The sequence below is a fragment of the Aquitalea pelogenes genome (assembly GCF_041914625.1).
In the GTDB taxonomy this organism is placed as follows: domain Bacteria; phylum Pseudomonadota; class Gammaproteobacteria; order Burkholderiales; family Chromobacteriaceae; genus Aquitalea; species Aquitalea pelogenes.
The window spans coordinates 86,904-103,253 of record NZ_JAYSDA010000013.1; the positions used below are offsets into that span (position 1 = coordinate 86,904).

14 protein-coding genes are annotated in these 16,350 nt (G+C 60.0%); 10 read left to right on the plus strand and 4 right to left on the minus strand.

Annotated features, from left to right (window positions below):
- The first annotated feature begins 1 nt into the window (after window position 1).
- The 3 genes from tcuB to ACE3SE_RS12155 all read left to right on the plus strand — a co-directional run bounded on the left by tcuB (window position 2) and on the right by ACE3SE_RS12155 (window position 5,474).
- Window positions 2-1,135, plus strand: a complete 1,134-nt coding sequence (gene tcuB / locus ACE3SE_RS12145) for a tricarballylate utilization 4Fe-4S protein TcuB (protein ID WP_374555601.1) — start codon at window positions 2-4, stop codon at window positions 1,133-1,135.
- A 60-nt stretch (window positions 1,136-1,195) separates the two neighbouring features.
- Window positions 1,196-2,506, plus strand: coding sequence for an MFS transporter (locus ACE3SE_RS12150; protein WP_374555603.1), 1,311 nt, complete (start codon window positions 1,196-1,198; stop codon window positions 2,504-2,506).
- Window positions 2,507-2,642: 136 nt separating this feature from the next.
- Window positions 2,643-5,474 carry an EAL domain-containing protein gene (locus ACE3SE_RS12155; protein ID WP_374555605.1) on the plus strand — a complete coding sequence of 944 codons (2,832 nt, stop codon included), beginning with the start codon at window positions 2,643-2,645 and terminating at the stop codon, window positions 5,472-5,474.
- A 19-nt stretch (window positions 5,475-5,493) separates the two neighbouring features.
- Here ACE3SE_RS12155 and ACE3SE_RS12160 read toward each other — a convergent pair whose 3' ends face one another.
- Both ACE3SE_RS12160 and ACE3SE_RS12165 read right to left on the minus strand, forming a co-directional pair.
- Window positions 5,494-6,705, minus strand: coding sequence for a GGDEF domain-containing protein (locus tag ACE3SE_RS12160; RefSeq protein WP_374555607.1), 1,212 nt, complete (start codon window positions 6,703-6,705; stop codon window positions 5,494-5,496).
- Window positions 6,695-7,603, minus strand: coding sequence for a substrate-binding domain-containing protein (locus tag ACE3SE_RS12165; RefSeq protein ID WP_374555609.1), 909 nt, complete (start codon window positions 7,601-7,603; stop codon window positions 6,695-6,697). Before ACE3SE_RS12165 ends, ACE3SE_RS12160 begins: the two co-directional genes overlap by 11 nt.
- Before the next feature lie 257 nt (window positions 7,604-7,860).
- Here ACE3SE_RS12165 and ACE3SE_RS12170 point away from each other — a divergent pair, with 257 nt between their 5' ends.
- Complete coding sequence (locus ACE3SE_RS12170) at window positions 7,861-9,012, plus strand: alpha/beta fold hydrolase (RefSeq protein ID WP_374555611.1); 1,152 nt, start codon at window positions 7,861-7,863, stop codon at window positions 9,010-9,012.
- 1 nt (window position 9,013) lies between these two features.
- Here the strand turns inward: ACE3SE_RS12170 and ACE3SE_RS12175 are convergent, their stop codons facing one another.
- Window positions 9,014-9,907 (minus strand): homocysteine S-methyltransferase family protein, encoded by an 894-nt coding sequence (locus ACE3SE_RS12175; RefSeq protein ID WP_374555613.1) that lies wholly within the window; start codon window positions 9,905-9,907, stop codon window positions 9,014-9,016.
- Between the two features lie 146 nt (window positions 9,908-10,053).
- Here ACE3SE_RS12175 and ACE3SE_RS12180 point away from each other — a divergent pair, with 146 nt between their 5' ends.
- Together ACE3SE_RS12180 and ACE3SE_RS12185 are read left to right on the plus strand one after the other, a co-directional pair.
- Window positions 10,054-10,884: a transporter substrate-binding domain-containing protein gene (locus tag ACE3SE_RS12180; RefSeq protein WP_045847344.1), complete on the plus strand. Its 831-nt coding sequence runs from the start codon at window positions 10,054-10,056 to the stop codon at window positions 10,882-10,884.
- Between the two features lie 60 nt (window positions 10,885-10,944).
- Window positions 10,945-11,721 carry an amino acid ABC transporter permease gene (locus ACE3SE_RS12185; RefSeq protein ID WP_045847345.1) on the plus strand — a complete coding sequence of 259 codons (777 nt, stop codon included), beginning with the start codon at window positions 10,945-10,947 and terminating at the stop codon, window positions 11,719-11,721.
- A gap of 66 nt (window positions 11,722-11,787) precedes the next feature.
- Here ACE3SE_RS12185 and ACE3SE_RS12190 read toward each other — a convergent pair whose 3' ends face one another.
- Window positions 11,788-12,408 (minus strand): TetR/AcrR family transcriptional regulator, encoded by a 621-nt coding sequence (locus tag ACE3SE_RS12190; RefSeq protein ID WP_062787929.1) that lies wholly within the window; start codon window positions 12,406-12,408, stop codon window positions 11,788-11,790.
- A gap of 136 nt (window positions 12,409-12,544) precedes the next feature.
- On the opposite strand from ACE3SE_RS12190, the gene ACE3SE_RS12195 reads away from it, so the two are divergent.
- The 4 genes from ACE3SE_RS12195 to ACE3SE_RS12210 are packed head-to-tail and all read left to right on the plus strand — an operon-like array spanning window position 12,545 to window position 16,348.
- Window positions 12,545-13,831, plus strand: a complete 1,287-nt coding sequence (locus ACE3SE_RS12195; protein ID WP_374555616.1) for an NAD(P)/FAD-dependent oxidoreductase — start codon at window positions 12,545-12,547, stop codon at window positions 13,829-13,831.
- A complete protein-coding gene (locus ACE3SE_RS12200; protein ID WP_374555618.1) occupies window positions 13,828-14,616 on the plus strand; it encodes a DUF1365 domain-containing protein in 789 nt (262 codons plus the stop codon). Before ACE3SE_RS12195 ends, ACE3SE_RS12200 begins: the two co-directional genes overlap by 4 nt.
- Window positions 14,613-15,821, plus strand: a complete 1,209-nt coding sequence (locus tag ACE3SE_RS12205; RefSeq protein WP_374555620.1) for a class I SAM-dependent methyltransferase — start codon at window positions 14,613-14,615, stop codon at window positions 15,819-15,821. Before ACE3SE_RS12200 ends, ACE3SE_RS12205 begins: the two co-directional genes overlap by 4 nt.
- Entirely contained in the window at window positions 15,818-16,348 is a 531-nt protein-coding gene (locus tag ACE3SE_RS12210) for a DUF3833 domain-containing protein (RefSeq protein WP_374555622.1), read from the plus strand. Before ACE3SE_RS12205 ends, ACE3SE_RS12210 begins: the two co-directional genes overlap by 4 nt.
- Window positions 16,349-16,350: the final 2 nt, after the last annotated feature.

The window sequence follows — 16,350 nt, forward strand, 5'->3', positions numbered from 1 at the left end:
CATGCAACAACTCACCCGCCTGATCGACGAGGCACAACAACTGGCTGCCGGCCAGCCGGGCTCCCTGCTGGACAAAGCCGAGGCAGAAGTGGCGCGCGATTTGCAAATCTGCAATGCCTGCCGTTATTGCGAGGGCTTTTGTGCGGTGTTTCCCGCCATGACCCAGCGGCTGGAATTCGGCCAGGCCGACATCCATTACCTGGCCAATCTCTGCCACAACTGCGGCGCCTGTCTGCATGCCTGCCAGTACGCACCGCCGCATGAATTTGCCGTCAACATTCCCAAAGCCATGGCCCAGGTGCGCCAGCAAAGTTATACCCGCTTTGCCTGGCCGGGCGCGCTGGGGCGGCTGTATCACCACGCCGGGCTGACCGTTGCGCTGGCACTGGCTGCCTGCCTCGCGCTATTTCTGCTGCTGTTGCAGGCACTGGCCCCGACAGTGAACAGCGGCAATTTCTACGACTACTTCCCGCACCATCTGCTGGCCGGGCTGTTCGGCCCGGTATTCGGCTTTGCCGTGCTGGCGCTGGGCATGGGTGTGCGCCGGTTCTGGCGCGACATCAGCCCGCAAGCGCCGGATGTACCGGCGGTGCTGGATGCCGGTCATGCAGTGGCCACGCTGAAGTATCTGGATGGCGGCCACGGTCAGGGCTGCAATAACGCCGACGATGCCTACACCCTGTGGCGGCGGCGTTTTCACCACTTCACTTTCTACGGCTTCCTGTCCTGCTTTGCCGCCACGCTGGTGGCCACCGGCTACCACTATCTGCTGGGTCTGCCAGCCCCCTATGCACTGAACAGCCTGCCGGTGCTGCTGGGCATTGCGGGTGGTATCGGCCTGCTGATTGGCCCTGCCGGCCTGCTGTGGCTGAACCTGCAGCGCGACCCGCAGCATGGCGACGTACAGCAACGCCCGATGGACCGCGGCTTCATTGCCCTGTTGCTGCTTACCAGCGCCAGCGGCCTGCTGTTGCCGTTTGCCCGCCACAGCCATGTGCTGGGCAGCCTGCTGGCCGTGCATCTGGGCGTGGTGATGGCACTGTTCCTCACCCTGCCCTATGGCAAGTTCGCCCACGGCATTTTCCGCAGCGCGGCCTTGCTGAAATGGGCGATCGAAAAGCGTCAACGCCGCTGACCGCAGGTCAGTAAAACATCCAGAAAAGCAATAAATACAACGCAACAAAGGAGAGTACTCATGCAACAAGCGCCAGCCAGCCAGCACCCTGCCCAGTCCCGACTGGGTGCGGTACTGCGCGTGACCAGTGGCAATTTTCTCGAACAGTTCGATTTCTTTCTGTTCGGTTTTTATGCCAGCTATATCAGCAAGGCATTTTTCCCCACCAGCAGCGAGTTTGCCTCGCTGATGCTGACCTTTGCCGTCTTCGGTGCCGGTTTCCTGATGCGCCCGCTGGGTGCCATCGTGCTGGGCAGTTATGTGGACCGCATTGGCCGCCGTCAGGGGCTGATCGTGACGCTGGGCATCATGGCCTGTGGCACGGTGCTGATTGCTTTTGTGCCGGATTACAGCCAGATCGGCCTGGCCGCGCCCCTGCTGGTGCTGCTGGGCCGCTTGCTGCAGGGCTTTTCCGCCGGGGTGGAACTGGGTGGGGTGTCGGTGTATCTGGCCGAAATTGCCACGCCGGGTCACAAGGGCTTTTACACCAGCTGGCAGTCGGCCAGCCAGCAGGTGGCCATCGTGGTGGCGGCAGCCATCGGCTATGGCATCCAGCTGTGGCTGAGCCCGGAGCAGATTGCCGCCTGGGGCTGGCGCGTGCCGTTTTTCATCGGCTGCCTGATCATTCCGCTGATTTTCCTGCTGCGCGGTTCCTTGCAGGAAACCGATGCCTTCCTGGCGCGCAAGCACCGCCCCAGCCTGCGTGAAATCTTTGGCACCATCGGCCTGCACTGGCGCACCATCGTGGCGGGCATGTTTCTGGTGTCGCTCACCACCACGCTGTTTTACTTCATCACCGTCTACACCCCCACTTTTGGCAAAAGCGTGCTGCACCTGAGCGCGCAGGACAGCCTGGTTGTCACCTTGTGCGTGGGCCTGTCCAACTTCTGCTGGCTGCCCGTCGGCGGGGCGCTGTCCGACCGCATTGGCCGCAAGCCCTTGCTGCTGGGCATTTCACTGCTGGCCTTGCTGACCGCCTACCCGGCAATGGCCTGGCTGGCTGAAGCAGCCAGCTTTACCCGGCTGCTGACGGTGTTGCTGTGGTTCTCTTTCTTCTTTGGCATGTATAACGGCGCGATGGTGGCGGCACTGACCGAGGTCATGCCGGTGTATGTACGTACCGTAGGTTTCTCGCTGGCCTTCAGTCTGGCCACTGCCATTTTTGGTGGCCTGACCCCGGCGGTATCCACCGCGCTGGTGGAAATGACGCACAGCAAGAGCTCGCCTGCCTGGTGGCTGCTGTTTGCTGCGCTCTCGGCCTGCCTGGCCACGCTGGTGCTGTTTGCACCACGGCGTCAGCATCTGCATCAACACAAGCATCAACAGTACTAGGCTTTGGTCTGGCTGTAGCTTGATGGCCTGTGAAAACAGGCCATTTTCTTTTGTACGGTCCGGGGCAAATCGGTTTTGCGCTCAAGCCCATTGTCATGCAAGATGCTAAATAGTGCCTGTCACACAAGTAGCCCTCATGACAACTGAACATCGCATGCTGCGCGCCTTCAAACTGCGCTATCTGTTTGCACTGGCGCTGATGGCGGTGCTGGCCACCACCACCTATGTGGCACAGCAAATGGTGATCTCCTCCCAGCAAAGCACCGCGGCACTGGTGAACATCAGTGGCCGCCAGCGCATGCTCAGCCAGCGTATTGCGCTGTACAGCCAGCAGCTGGCCACCCTGCCTGCGGGCAGCCAGGGCAGCGCCCGCAAATCCTTGCAACAAGCCATCAGCCTGATGGACAGCAGCCACCAGGCGCTGATCAAGGGCAAGGCAGAACTGCACCTGCCCGCCACCATGTCCGGGCAAATCCATGACTTGTATTTTGGCTCGCCCAAGGCCATTCATTTTCTGGAAACCCGTTACCTGTCCCTGGCCAGAGCATTGCTGCAACAGCCCCCAGGCAGCGTGCGCGCGGACTCTCCAGCCTTGCAACAGCTATTGCAACTGGCAGGCGGCGACTTGCTGCAAGCGCTGGACGCCGCCGTCAAACGCTATCAGCAGGAGGGCGAAGCCGCGGTGGATACCCTGCAAACAGCAGAAACCATCGCCTGGCTCAGTGCGCTTGGCCTGCTGTTGCTGGAAGGCCTGTTCATCTTCTTGCCTTTTGCCGGACACATGCGCCGGGTGATTCAGGCACTGGAGCGCAGCCAGCGGGATTTGCAGCAACACCAGCACCACCTGGAAGCGGAAATCGAAAAGCGCACCCATGCCTTGCTGGCCCGTGAACAGCAGCTGAACAAATTCTCCCTGGCCATCCAGCAAAGTCCGGCCAGCATTGTCATTACCGATATCGACGCCCGCATCGAATACGTCAATGAGGCTTTCGTGCGCAATACCGGCTACAGCCGCGATGAAGTCATCGGGCAAAACCCGCGCCTGCTGCACGCCGGAAAAACCGGCAAGGCGGTGTATGCCCAGCTGTGGAGCACCTTGCAGAGCGGCCAGGTATGGCAAGGGGAATTCATCAACCGGCGCAAGGACGGCAGTGAATATGTGGAAGCAGTGGTGATTGCCCCCATGCGCCAGCCGGATGGCAGCATCACCCACTATGTGGCCATCAAGGACGACATCACCGATAAAAAGGCCGCCCTGGAAGCCATTCGCCAAAGCGAGCTGAAATTCCACAACATGATGGACTGGTCAAGCGACTGGGTGTACTGGATCAAGCCGGATGGCCGTTTTCATTACATGACCCCGTCGGCGGAGAAAATCAGCGGTTATCCGCCCGCAGCATTCGAACAGGACCCGGCACTGCTGGAAGCCATCATTCACCCGGAAGACCTGGCGCAATGGCGGCAGCATCAGGCTGCCTTGCCACAAGCCACCGACACGGCAACGGAACGGGAACTGGATGTGCGCATCATGCGCAAGCAGGGTGATATACGCTGGGTCAACCAGACTGCACGACCGCTGTTCAACGAGACGGGAGACTACCTGGGCCAGCGCGTTACCCTGCATGACATTACCGAGCGCAAGGCCGCGGAGGAAGAAATCCGCCGGCTGGCCCATTTCGATCCGCTTACCATGTTGCCCAACCGTCGCCTGCTGTTCGACCGGCTGGAGCAGGCAATGAAAAACAGCGAACGCAGCCAGCAATATGGCGGGCTGTTGATGCTGGATCTGGACCAGTTCAAGAAACTCAACGACACCCTGGGTCATGAAATGGGTGACAAGCTGCTGCTGCAAGTAGGCCACCGCCTGCGCGACAGCCTGCGCGGGGTGGACACCGTGGCACGGCTGGGCGGGGACGAGTTTGTGCTCATCATTGAAGAGCTGGGCAGCAACGAAACCCTGGCTGCCAGCCGGGCCGAACAGATTGCCGAGAAAATCCGTGACGCACTGGCACGCCCCTACTGCCTGGACTCGCAGCAGGAAGGCGAACACCTGTACACCGCCAGCATTGGCCTGACCCTGTTCCGCGGCCAGCACACCTCGCTGGAAAACCTGCTGAAACAGGCCGATGTGGCGCTGTACCAATCGAAGGACGCCGGTCGCAACCGGGTACGTTTTTTCAGCCCCACCATGCAGGCCCACATCGAGGCGCGCGCCCAGCTGGAAAACGCGCTGCGCCTGGGTTTTGCCCGCAAGGAATTTCTCTTGTACTACCAGCCGCAGGTTAACCAGTATGGCCAGATAACCGGCGCGGAAGCCTTGCTGCGCTGGCAATCGCCAGAGCGCGGCATGGTGTCACCGGCCCAGTTCATTCCGCTGGCAGAAGAAATGGGGCTGATTCTGGATCTGGGGGAATGGGTGCTTCATACCGCCTGCCAGCAACTGAAGGAATGGGAGGGGCAACCGCAATTCTCTGGACTGGAGCTGGCAGTCAATGTCAGTGAGCGCCAGTTTCACCAGCCGGACTTTGTCGAATCGGTACAGCGCTGCCTGCATTTGAGTGGTGCCAACCCGACCCGGCTCAAGCTGGAGCTAACAGAAAGCATCGTGCTGGAAAACCTGGACATGGTGATAGAGCGCATGCAGCAACTGGGGGCGCTGGGCATCCGCTTTGCGCTGGATGACTTTGGCACCGGCTACTCCTCGCTGTCCTATCTGAGCCGCCTGCCGCTGAACCAGCTGAAAATCGACCAGTCCTTCACCCGCCAGCTGGGGCAAAACCCGGCCACCAGCGCCATCGTCAAGGCGATACTGGCCATGTCGCGCGCACTGGGCCTGCAGGTGATTGCCGAGGGTGTGGAAACCCATGTGCAGCGCGACTTCCTGGAAAGTCATGGCTGTTATGCCTACCAGGGCTATCTGTTTGGCAAACCCATGCCGATCAGCCACTGGGAACAGGACCCGGCCTGAATGCCCTTGCCAGCGCAGGCTAGTAGCACAGCCGGTTTTTACCCTCACGCTTGGCCTGATACATCAAGGTATCGGCCTTGCCCAGGATATCGACCGCGCTTTCGCCCGGGAATGCCAGGCAACAGCCCAGCGACAGGGTAATGGCAATGCCGGCCTCTTGCTGCATGCGGGTACTGTGTTGCAATTGCAGGCGCAGACGCTCGCCACAGGCCACCGCTTCTGGCAGATTCAGGCCGGGCAGGATCACCAGAAACTCCTCACCACCAATCCGGCCGAACCCATCCTCCGGTCGCAAGCTGGCCTTGACCTCTTCGGCCAGCACCTGCAACACCACGTCACCCACATTGTGGCCAAATACATCGTTGATTTTCTTGAAATTATCCACATCAAAGGCCAGCACGCAAAAACTGCCCTCGGCGTGGCTCACCTTGTCCACCTGCTGTTGCAGCTGCTCCAGAATGGCACGCCGGTTCAGCGTCCGGGTGAGGCTGTCGGTGGTGGCCAACACCAGCAAGGCATTGCGCGCTTCTTCCAGCCCGGCGGTTTTCAGCTCCAGGCTGGAGCGCAGTTCCACCTCTTCGTCATGCATGCGCTTGAGCGAGCTGACCAGCGTGTTCATGGTCTGCTGCTGGGTAAAGAAGGCGCGGTTACGCTCTGCATATTTCCAGGCTGTTATCAGCAGGAATGAAAGATACAGCAAAGCAATGCCGCTGAATGCATGACGGTCTGACGTGGCCATCACCTGGTCAAAGCCATGCAGCTGGATCAGCACCACCAGCGTCAGCACACTGCTGAACAGCGCATACAGACGGAAAATCAGGCCGTGAGACAGGATAGTGACACTGTTGATGGCCGCCAGCGCGATGATCTTGAACATGTAGCCAAAATCAAACTGCCGGTGTGGAAAGGCAAACAGCATGCTGCTCCACAACAGCGCCGCCAGCAGGACCGACAGATAGAGGCTGGGGAACCATGCTTGCAAACCAGCCGGATCGGCCAGCTTGGTGCGCATGAACTGCAAATACCACAGCCGCAAACCCTGGAAGCAGAACACCGCCAGCAACCATGCGGTACCTGGCCAGCCCGGCGCTTGTGTCCAGTGCGCGGCATAAATGGCAAGCGCCACTGCCAGCGACAGCTTGATCGACATGCTGTCCTGCTCGAAGTAGTAATGACACAGACGGACGCTGGCTGCATCCATGCCGTGGTCTGGCTCAGCTCTAGCGTGCATTGCGCAGCACCTCGCGGTTCAGCACAAAGGGCGGTAGCAGGACATTGCGTCCGCTCCGCGATGGGTGGCGGATGGCGTCATTCGCCATCTGCACGGCAATTTTTGCCATTTTCTCGGTGTCCTGCACCATGCTGGCCAGTAATTCACCAGAACGGATGGCCTCCAGAATGAGGGGGCTGCGGTCCACCCCGACAAAGGGATGGCGTCCGGCCTGCTGCAATTGCCGCAAGGCCAGCAGCACCGCGCTGGTGGTGGATTCGTTCGGGGTGAAAATGGCATCGAACTGCGGCTGCTGGGTATACAGCCAGGTACGCACCACCTGACGCCCGCGGCCAATGGACTGGTCCAGCTCCGGGCCGTACACCACCCGGACATGGTCTTTTTCTGCTGCCATGGCAAAGCCTGCCATGCGCTGCTCGGTGGACGGTACTTTGCCTTGATTGGGAAATACCAGTACCCGACGGATGCCCGGATGGCTCTTTTTCAGTTGCTCCCAGGCCTGGCTGCCAATGGCGGTCTGGTCTGAGGCTACTGCACCAAACTGGCTGCTAAGGCCAGGGTTGCGGTCTATCAGCACCACCGGCACCGGCAGGAAACGCAAAATTTCATTGTAATTTTCGATGGTGGCACTGGGTGCCAGGATGATGGCCCGGCATTTGCGGGCGATGGCCACATTCAATAGCTCAATCTGGGCATCATCAATCAGGTGCTCGCTATCCACCGAACCACGGTCATAAATGAAATAGCCAAGCCTGGCCCCCTCCTGCGCAATGTTTTCCTGCAGATTGGCCCAGAACGCACGTCCGCCACTGGCGTAAATGAAGGAGAGGCACTCGCGTGCCTGCAACAACGGACTACAACACAGCAGTGCCACGCACAGCAGGCTGCGCCAAGGCAATGCGGGCCTGTTCCGTAACAATGAAAAATGGTTGAACACAGCGCTCCCGTACCGACAAATCATGATTATTCTGTTTTATGCGGCGTGCAGGCCTGCTCTGCAGCCTGCGGACTCGCGGTTTGCTTTAGTGATAGTTGATATTTATGCGTCATGCTGCTGATTTCACCAGTTGCTGCCCTGCCTGCACAGAATGTCTTGCATTCACCCGGGAATGGCCTAAACTGAGTTATGTTGCACTGCAACATAAAGTGAACATCATGCATCTTACCCTAGACCGCCTCCAGGCCAGCGCACGACCGGCCATTCTGGAACATCTGTCCGGACTGAGCCCGGACGATCTCTTCACCCGCTTCGGCCTCACCCTTGGCCCGGCCAGTCTGGTCAGCTACGTGGACAGCATCAATTTCAATCGCGATATCGTCATTGGTGCCCATTACCGTGGCTTGCTGATAGGTGTGGTGCACATTGCGGTGCTGCAAACCGATGCCTTTCCCCATGGCGAACTGGGTATCAGCGTGGACAGCTTCTGCCAGGGCAAGGGCATTGGCCGCCAGTTGTTCGACCAGGCACTGCACCATGCGCTGGGCCGCAAGGTAAACCGGCTGCGCATTCAGTATCTGCGCCGCAATGGCCGCATGGCGTCATTGTGCCGCGGCCTGAGCACACGATTTGCCCAGGATGGCGAAGAAACCGCCTGCCTGATTACCCTGGCCGAAGATGACCCGGCCAACGCCTGTCGTCGAGAAATGGAAGATGGCATTGAAGTGTTTCATGCCGATGCACCAGCACCGCGTGGCCATATCCTGTTCATCCATGGAGTGGCCGGTGATGGCTGGCAATGGCGGGAAAACATGCAGCCCTGGTTTGCGGCGCACGGCCTGAGCAGCTCGGCCCTGTCACTGCGTGGCCACGGCGGCAGCAAACCGCGTGACAACCAGACCCTGCGTGACTACGAACAGGATGTGCAGCAGGTATTGGCACGTCTGCCCGTCCAGCCCAGCCTGATTGTGGGCCATTCCATGGGTGGTTTCCTTACCCAGCGCGTGCTGGAAGGCAATGAGCAATGGCAAAGCGCCAGCCTGATCTGCTCGGTGCCGCCATGGGGCTTGCTGCCCGGCACGCTGGACAATGTGGTGGAATTCATGGGCGACCCGCTGGGCAAGGACATTGCCATTCAGGCGGCGGAAGGCAAACCGGCGTATGTGAATCCGGACAATATCAGCGCCCGGGTACAGGTGATAGGCGGCAGCCGCGACCGGCTGATTCCACCCGAAGTGGTGGCCGCTACGGCCCGCTCCTATGACACCAGTGCAGTGATGATAGAGGACGCCGGCCACGCCGTGATTTCCAGCAGGAAATGGCAGGACGTGGCCGAGCAGGTGTTACAGCACTTGCTGGCAGGACAATGAATCAGCCCAGCCGCGCTGCCAGCGCAGCGATATGTTCCGGCGTGATGCCGCAGCAACCGCCAACAATGCCGGCACCCTTTTCTACCCAGCGTTCGGCCCAGCCCAGATAGTTTTGCGGGGTCAGGTCGGCACGGATTTCATCCAGCGTGGCATTGGCCTTGGCGTCTTTCGGCGTAGGCGGGAAGGCATTGGCATACACGCCCAGTTGCAGTGCCTTGCCTTGCTGTTGCAGCACGGCATTGGCGGCATCCAGCGCGGCTTCCATCACTTCCGGCTGGCTGCAGTTGAACAGCACCGCCGCAGCGCCCAGACGGATGGCCTCGGCCACCGCCTCGCTGACGGTTTCACCAGAACGCAGGCGCGCCACGTTGTCGACATCTTCGTCCTGCAGGGTAAACGACAGCCACAGCGGCTTGTCCTGTTCGCCCAGCGCCAGGCGCACTGCGCGCACCTCGGCCAGCGAGCTTTGGGTTTCGGCCAGCCAGACATCCACATACGGTGCCAGGCCCTCAATCAGCACACGGTGAATGGCCAGCGAGTCGGCCTCATTGAACAGGTCGGGACGGTAGGAACCCAGTGCAGGCGGCAAGGAGCCGGCCACGGTCACCTTGTGTGCTGCCTTGTCCGCGCTGCGGCGTGCCAGTTCGCCGGCCAGGGCAGCCAGTTTCCGCCCCTGCGCGTCAAAACGCTGCTGGCCGATATGAAAAGGCACCACGGCATAGCTGTTGGTGGTAATCACCCGAGCACCGGCATTCACGAAGGCATCATGGGCCTGTTCGACAAAATGCGGGCCTTCCAGCAAGGCCAGCGCAGACCATTCCGGCTGCTGGAACGGCGCACCGATACGTTTCAGTTCGCGGCCCATGCCGCCATCAAGAACAAGAGTTTGGCTCATATGCTTATCCATGCAATCACTGCATCAGGGTGATGCTCACCCATGACATAGGGGGAAATGTTATATATTTATATTCAATCAAGCTGGTAATTATTATAATAGTTTGATATATAGATTAACACCCAAACAGCATTCAGACCATAAAAATGTTCCAACGACAATCCAAGATCACCAAGACCGTCGCCCTCATCGCCCTGCTAGCTGCCAGCCAGAGCCATGCCGGTGCCACACTGGACCACGTGCAAAAAAGCGGCGTGCTGCGCGGCGTGCTGCTGGAAAGCTACCCGCCCTTCTCCTTCCTCAACAGCAAAAACCAGCTGGATGGCTTTGATGTAGACGTGGCCAAGGCCGTGGCGAAAAAGCTGGGCGTCAAACTGAAGCTGGACACGCCTTCGTGGGAAGTGATTGCCGCCGGCAAATGGGGCAGCCGCTGGGATATCTGCATCTGCTCGATGACGCCCAACAAGGAAAGAGCCCAGGTACTGGACTTCCCGGTGTTTTACTACAACTCCCCGGCGGTGCTGATTGCCAATGTGGCGGACAAGAAAACCAGCGGTATCAAGAGCCTGGAAGGCAAGAAGATTGCCGTGCAGCAAGGCTCGTCCTATGAAAGCTATCTGCAGAAGAAGCTGACCATTGAAGCCCCCAACGCCGTACAGCCTGCCTACCCCTTCAACAAGGTGGTGATTGCCCCGTACGACAATGAAGAACTGGCCTTCCAGGACCTGGCGCTGGGCGCTGGCAAGCGGGTGGATGCGGTGATTTCCAACCTGGTGACAGCAAACGAACGCATCAGCAAGACCGGCAAGTTCCGCATTGTCGGCAGCCCGCTGTACCAGGAACCCAACTGGGTGGCCGTGGACAAGGGTGATGCGCAGTGGAATGCCCGCGTCAAGCAAGTCATTACCGAGCTGAAGAAAGACGGCACCCTCAGCGCCATTTCCAAGAAGTGGATTGGCAGCGATATCACCAACTAAGAATCAGCCCCGTGGCGGCATGCAGCCGTGCGGGGCTTTCTGCTTTTGTCTGTCCGTAACATGAAACAGGAAAACCGATTCAGGCTGCAAGTCGGCCTGGTCATGCTGTGCCTGCTGCTGGGCTTTGTCTGGTTTGTCGATGCCTTTGAACTGGACTACCGTTTTGCCCTGAGCAAGCTGCCCTTGCTGGCCGGTCTGGAACTGAGCCCGGAAGGCTTCATCCAGGGCATACCGCTGACCTTGCTGCTGTGCCTGCTGTCCACCATCCTTGCTGTGGTGATTGGCATGCTGTCGGCACTGGGGCGTTTGTCCAGCAACCCGCTGCTGTACGGCCTGGCCACTTTTTACAATTCCTTCTTCAAGGGCACGCCGCTACTGGTGCAGATCCTGCTGATTTATCTCGGCCTGCCCCAGCTTGGCATTGTGCCCACCGCCATTCCATCCGGCGTGGCAGCGCTGGCGTTGTGTTATGGCGCCTACCTGAGCGAAGTGTTCCGTTCGGCCATCCTGTCCATCCATCGTGGCCAGTGGGATGCCGGCAAGGCACTGGGGCTGAAACCGCATGCCATCATGCGCTTCATCATTTTGCCGCAGGCAATGAAAGTGGCGGTGCCGCCCACTTTCAGCATGTTCATTTCCATGCTGAAGGATTCCTCGCTGGTATCGGTGATGGGCCTGTGGGAGCTGATGTTCCTGGCGCAAAGCTATGGCCGTTCGGCTTACCGCTACATGGAAATGCTGCTGACGGCGGCCATTCTGTACTGGCTGCTGTCCATCGTGCTGGAGCTGTTCCAGCACCGGCTGGAAAGCAGGCTGTCCGTTTCCGGCCGCCGCTGATTGTTTTCTTCACACAGACAGCCCGCCATCACGGCGGGCTGTTTTCATTTGCCGCTTGTTGCGGCCTCAGCCTGCTTCTGCAGCACCGATACCCGCGAAAATGATGGCGCGCATGTAGTCGACAATCTGGTCGTCGCTGTAGCGGCCATAGTCCTTCATGTAATCCACCGCCGGGTCGCAAGTGCGCGAATAGTAGGCATACAGGATGACGTCGGTGGGCAAATCCGCCCGGATATCACCGGCCTTCTTGGCCTGTTCCACCAATGCTTCCATCTGCTTGTGCAGCTTGTACACCCGTGTCACGTAACGGATGCTGCGGGTCAGCATCTCCTTGACCTGCGGGCTGGCCGAAGGCAGGAAAGGCAGGCCACCCTGCAGGCGCACCCGCAATGCCCATTCCAGCAGACTACCCAGCCTGTCCTTGCTGCTCAGAGCGGCATCCAGTGCCGCCAGATACTCCAGCGCACCGTCCAGCAGGCGGATCATCACCTCGGTGGCCAGGTCTTCCTTGGACTTGAAATGCTTGTACAGGCTGGGCTTGGAAATACCCGCCTCCCCGGCCACATCGTCCATGGTCATCAGGTCGAAACCCTTGCTGGCCAGCAAGCGGGTGGTGGCGTCCAGCACCGTCTGTTCGCGCAGCTTGAATGCCTGATCCTTGAAGCTGAGCTTGGCTAAAATACTCATGAGTACGACCTTTTACTAATCAGTAGCTTTTTTTCCAAAGCGGTTATATGCTGAATATAAGCACGATGCTTCGCAGGTGCCAAGCAGTTTCGTCACCCGCAGGCGTTGATTCAGAAATTCCGGCTTGGGAGTTCAGGTGAAAGCACATCCAGACAAACGCCAGCGCGTGGCAGTGATTGGCGGCGGCATCGCCGGTCTCGCCAGCGCATGGCTGCTGGCCGAAAAACACGAAGTCACCCTGTTTGAAGCTGCCGACTACGCAGGTGGCCATACCAATACGGTTGACCTGCAACTGGAAGGCCAGTCTTTTGCCGTGGATACCGGCTTTCTTGTGTTCAACGAACGCACCTACCCCAATCTGATTGCCTTGTTCCGGCAGCTTGGTGTGCCCTCCTGCAGCACCGACATGTCCTTCAGCGTATCGCTGGACCGGGGCCGGGACGAATGGGCGGGCAGCTCACTTGGCACCGTGTTTGCCCAGCGCAGCAAACTGTTGTCCCTGCCGTTCTACCGCATGCTGTATGACATCCTGCGCTTCAACAGCGCCGCTCCCCGCCTGCTGCAGCAAGTACTGGCTGCTCCCCTCACCCTGGGTGAACTGCTGGAAGTGGAAGGGTATGGCAGCCGTTTTCGTGACCACTACCTGGTACCGATGGCTGCGGCAATCTGGTCCAGCCCCAGCAAGGAGATTCTGGATTTCCCCGCTGCCACCTTCCTGCGCTTCTGTCTGAACCACGGCCTGCTGCAAATCAGCCAGCGGCCACGCTGGTTTACCGTGCCGGGCGGGGCTCGCCAGTATGTGGAAAAGCTGTGCCAGCGCATTCAGCATGTGCGCCTGTGCAGTCCGGTCAGCAGTGTGCGGCGCACTGAGCAAGGCGTGCTGATCAACAGCCCGCATGGCGAAGAGCGCTTTGACAGCGTGATTTTTGCCACCCACGCCCCGCAAACCCTGGCCATGCTGGCCGATGCCAGCCAGGAAGAACACGACATCCTCTCTGCCGTACGCTACCAGCCCAATACGGCGGTACTGCATGGCGATGCCAGCTTGCTGCCCAAGCGCCGCAAGACCTGGGCCGCCTGGAATTTCCTGGCCGAAACCGGCCAGCCCAGCCAGCGTGCGGTATGTGTCAGCTACCTGCTCAATACCTTGCAACGGCTGCCGGTCAGCCAGCCGGTCATCGTCACCCTCAACCCGCTGCGCGACCCGGATCGCAATCTGGAATACGCCCGCTTCGTGTATGAACACCCGCTGTTCGACAATGCCGCCATTGCCGCCCAGGCCCGCCTGCCCATGCTGCAGGGCAAACGCAACAGCTGGTTTGCCGGTGCCTGGACCGGTTACGGTTTTCACGAGGACGGACTGAAGTCCGCGCTGAATGTGGCACAGGATTTTGTCACCCTGCCGGAATGGGCCCGCCTATGAGCCCCGTCAGCAGCAATGCCTATCTGGTATCCGGCAGCGTGATGCACCAGCGGCTGCGGCCTGCCCGCCATCACTTCATCTATCCGGTATTTGCCATCCGGCTGAAGCTGTCGGCGCTGGAACAGATTGGCCACCGCTGGTTCGGTGTGGATCGCTGGCGGCCGCTGATGATACGCAGCCGGGATTACGGCCCGCGTGACGGCAGCCCGCTATTGCCCTGGATACGCCAGCAACTGCGCGATGCCGCCTTGCCTGCCGACGGCGAGGTGTGGCTGCAAACCTTTCCGCGCCTGTTCGGCTATGCCTTCAATCCGGTCAGCTTCTGGTATTGCCACGACAGCCATGGCCACCTGATTGCCGTACTGGCTGATGTCAACAACACCTTTGGCGAACACCATGCCTATCTGCTGGCCAACCCGGACGGCCGCCCCATTGTCAACGGCAGCACGCTGACTTGCCGCAAGCTGCTGCATGTATCGCCGTTTTGCCAGGTGGCCGGCCATTACCGTTTCCGACTGGCCGAGAAAGCCGACCGCATGCTGATGCGCATCGATTACCACGATGCCGACGGCCTGCTGCTCAATACCAGCATCTCCGGTGTGCTGCAGCCGCTTACCAGCGGCAATGCCCGCCGGGCGTTGTTGCGCCAGCCCATGCTGACCCTGGGCATCATCACCCGCATTCACTGGCAGGCCTTGCAGCTGTGGCTGAAAAAAGTGCCGTTTTTCAGCAAGCCCGCCGCCCCGGAACACACACTGAGTCACGGACAGGAGTTGCGCCCATGAGCCTCACCCGTACCCTTGCCCTGCCCTGCAACAATCTGCCCTGGCTGGCACGTTTACTGCTGCAGCGCTTGAACCAGCTGCAATATGGCAGCCTGCTGCTGCACACACCTGATGGACAAAGCCTGTGGTTTGGCCGCCCGGGCGAATTCCCGGAGGCAGAACTGCACATTTACAGCTGGACCGCCTGCCGCAAATTGCTGTTTTCCGGCGATATCGGTTTTGCCGAAGCCTATCGCGATGGTCTCTTGTTCACACCGGACATCACCGCCCTGCTGCGGCTGGCCTTGCGCAACGAACAGGTGCTGGGCAGCGCGCTCGCCGGCAGCTGGCCGGCCCGTGGCTGGTACTGGCTGAAACACTGCCTGCGCCGCAACAGCCGCCAGGGCAGCCAGCGCAATATCCACGCGCACTACGACCTGGGCAATGCCTTTTACGAATTGTGGCTGGACCCCAGCTGGACTTACTCCAGCGCCTGGTTTGACGGCCATTACGACCTGCCGCTGGCCACCGCCCAATCAGCCAAATACCAGCGCATCTGCGATGTGCTGGGCCTGCAACCTGGCATGCGGGTGCTGGAAATCGGCTGCGGCTGGGGCGGTTTTGCCGAACACGCCAGCAGCCAGGGCATTGCGGTGCATGGCATCACCATTTCCCATGCCCAGCTGGACTTTGCCCGCCAACGGCTGGCTGGCAACCAACTGGTGCAACTGGAGTGGCAAGACTATCGCGACCTGCAAGGCCAGTACGATGCCATTGTCTCCATCGAAATGTTCGAAGCGGTGGGCGAAGCCTACTGGCCGGGCTTCTTTGCCAAGCTGCGGCAACTGCTGAAACCGGGCGGCAAGGCGCTGGTGCAGAGCATCACCATTGCCGAAAGCCGTTTCGAGCGCTATCGCCGCAGCAGTGACTTCATCCAGGAGTTCATTTTCCCCGGTGGCATGCTGCCCAGCAGGCAAGTATTTCAGGATACGGCCGAACAAGCCGGGCTGATGACGCGCAACCGGCTGGACTTTGGCCCGGACTACGCCGAAACCCTGCGCCGCTGGCGTCTGGCGTTTGAACACACACTGGATAGTGTGCGCCAGCAAGGCTTTGACGAAGCCTTCATCCGCCTGTGGCGCTTGTACCTGTGCTATTGCGAGGCCGGTTTTGACGAAGCCAGCATCGGCGTGTCGCAGTTCCTGCTGCAGGAAGCCCGGCCATGAAAACCCTGCGCCGCCTGTTGCCCCTGTTCGCCCTGTTGCTCACCAGCGCCTGCAGCACACCGCAGGTGGAGCAATACCGCAACAACAAACCCCAGCTGGACTTGCCGCGATTTTTTGAGGGCCATACCCGCGCCTGGGGCATGTTCCGTGACCGCAACGGTGCGCTGGTCAAGCAATTCACCGTGGACATCACCGGCCAGCGCCAGGGTGATGCCCTGCTGCTGGACGAACGCTTTGTCTACAGCGACGGCAGCCGCCAGCAGCGCCAGTGGCGACTGGTGCCGCTGGGTAATGGCAAATGGCAGGGCACGGCAGCTGATGTGGTGGGCGTGGCCGATGGCGAAGTGGCGGGCAATGCCCTGCACTGGCGTTACACCCTGCGCCTGCCGGTGGATGGCCGCAGCTGGGACGTGCAATTTGACGACTGGATGTTCCTGCAGGACGAACACACCCTGCTCAATAGCGCGCGCATGAGCAAGTTCGGCATTGCGCTGGGTGAAGTCAGCCTGTTTTTCCGCAAGGAGTAAGG